Below are 1,824 nucleotides of genomic sequence, written 5' to 3'. Positions count from 1 at the left end.
TAGGGGCGATTAAATCGCGGCGCGAGGTTTGTAACCTAGTGGGCTAAGTAAAAATCGAGCAACAAAGAGTTTATCGCCCCTAGGCAGAACCCGAAGGGCAGCACATGTTTGGCATTTATGCTGCGTTATCGCCTATTTATGTGGAATAACCACACTTCATAGGCTCTACCTTGCCTAAAAACCAAACATATTGCTGCAAATTCAACTATCAAAGATCAACACGCCCTAAACATATTAAGTAAACGTTTATAGCGGTCGTAATAAGCACAATGCAAAATAGTTACTATCGTCTTGCCATGTTTGCTCTAACTTTAAATTAGCTTGCGCTGCAAGCTGCTTAAACGATTCGAGCGTGTACTTATGAGAGTTTTCTGTATGGATACTTTCGCCTTCAATAAAGTCTATTTGCTGATCATTTATAACCACGCTTTGATTACAGTTACTTACTAAATGCATTTCAATACGGCTATGTTGCTCGTTAAAGCGTGACTCGTGGCTAAAGTTATCTAAATTAAATGTGCCGTTTAGCTCGTTATTAATACGTTGTAGTAAATTTTTATTAAATGCGGCGGTGATTCCCGCTTTATCGTTATATGCATCAAGTAACACTTGGCGCTCTTTTACTAAATCAACCCCAATTAATACATAACCGTTTACACCACATAAACGATGGAAATTATTCATAATTTCTATAGCTTTAACTGGGGCAAAATTACCAAGAGTAGAGCCTGGAAAATACACCAAATTGGTTTGACTATCTAAAGCGGTGTCTTTGGTTAGCTGTTTAACCATTTGGCTATGTGTAAAGTCTCCTAGTAATGGCGAAATGGCCAAATCTGGGAATAATGGTGACAAATGTGCAAGTGAATAACTGAGCATCTCCTCAGAAATTTCAAACGGTACGAAGGTTTTTACCTTTGCCATGTGCGCTAATAAATACGCGACCTTTTTACCCGAACCACACCCAGGCTCAATAATAGAGAGATTTTCAGGTAGCATTTGAGCAATCGACTGCGAGTATTGCTCTAAAATAGACAACTCCGTACGTGTAACATAATACTCTTGTAAGGATGTTATTTGCTCGAATAATGCAGCACCTTTATCATCGTAAAAATACTTACACGGAAGCGTTTTTTGTTGTTGAGTTAATCCGCTTATCACGTCGTTTAAAAATTCAGTGTCGGTTATGTTACTTTGTTTAATCGCTGTTACTTGGCTCATACTATATCCTTAGCTAGTCTTATCCCGCTGCACATCCACGCTTGATGTGGGTAATAAAAATTTCGGTATGTTTGTCGTAAATGGTTTTGAGGGGTAAACACACACCCACCCCGTAACACCATTTGGTTATTCATAAATTTACCATTGTATTCCCCTGCTACTCCTTCAATAGGCTTAAAACCGGGGTATGGCAAATATGCACTGTTTGTCCATTGCCAACATGAATCCGTTAACTGGTTTATTTCAGTATCATCTTTTGTTTGTTGTGGTGTTAGATAGTTATTATTAGTGTCTGTTGAAGGTGTATTTTTAGCTGCATATTCCCACTCGAACTCTGTAGGCAAGCGAGCCTTTACAAAATTAGCGTAGGCGCTGGCCTCAAAATAACTAACATGGCTGATGGGAGCACTTAAATTTAAAGGCTGCAATCCATAGTGTGTAAACTCAAACCATTCGTTATTTATGTAATGCCAATATAATGGATGCGTTAAACGAGTGTTTTGAATATGCGCCCAACCGTCGCTTAACCAATATTGTGGATTGCTATATCCACCGGCATTTATAAAGTCTAAATATTCACCATTAGTGACCAATCTTTTAGCA

2 protein-coding genes are annotated in these 1,824 nt (G+C 38.7%); both read right to left on the bottom strand.

Features of this window, described 5'->3' with window-relative positions:
* Positions 1 to 246 precede the first annotated feature (246 nt).
* A complete protein-coding gene (gene egtD, locus H5072_RS18420) occupies positions 247 to 1,221 on the bottom strand; it encodes an L-histidine N(alpha)-methyltransferase (RefSeq protein ID WP_182694386.1) in 975 nt (324 codons plus the stop codon).
* Positions 1,218 to 1,824, bottom strand: a 607-nt coding sequence (locus tag H5072_RS18415) for an SUMF1/EgtB/PvdO family nonheme iron enzyme (protein WP_182694385.1), incomplete at its 5' end; no start/stop codon positions are given. The genes egtD and H5072_RS18415, both read right to left, overlap by 4 nt.

The sequence above is a fragment of the Pseudoalteromonas sp. SR45-5 genome, assembly GCF_014163565.1.
GTDB classification, from domain to species: domain Bacteria; phylum Pseudomonadota; class Gammaproteobacteria; order Enterobacterales; family Alteromonadaceae; genus Pseudoalteromonas; species Pseudoalteromonas distincta.
Note: the sequence above shows the minus strand (reverse complement) of the source record. Positions and strands in the feature narration are given on the sequence as shown.

Excerpts from the sequence above, each read along its gene's own strand:
- egtD (WP_182694386.1), bottom strand. The coding sequence starts at position 1,221 with ATGAGCCAAGTAACAGCGATTAAACAAAGTAACATAACCGACACTGAA.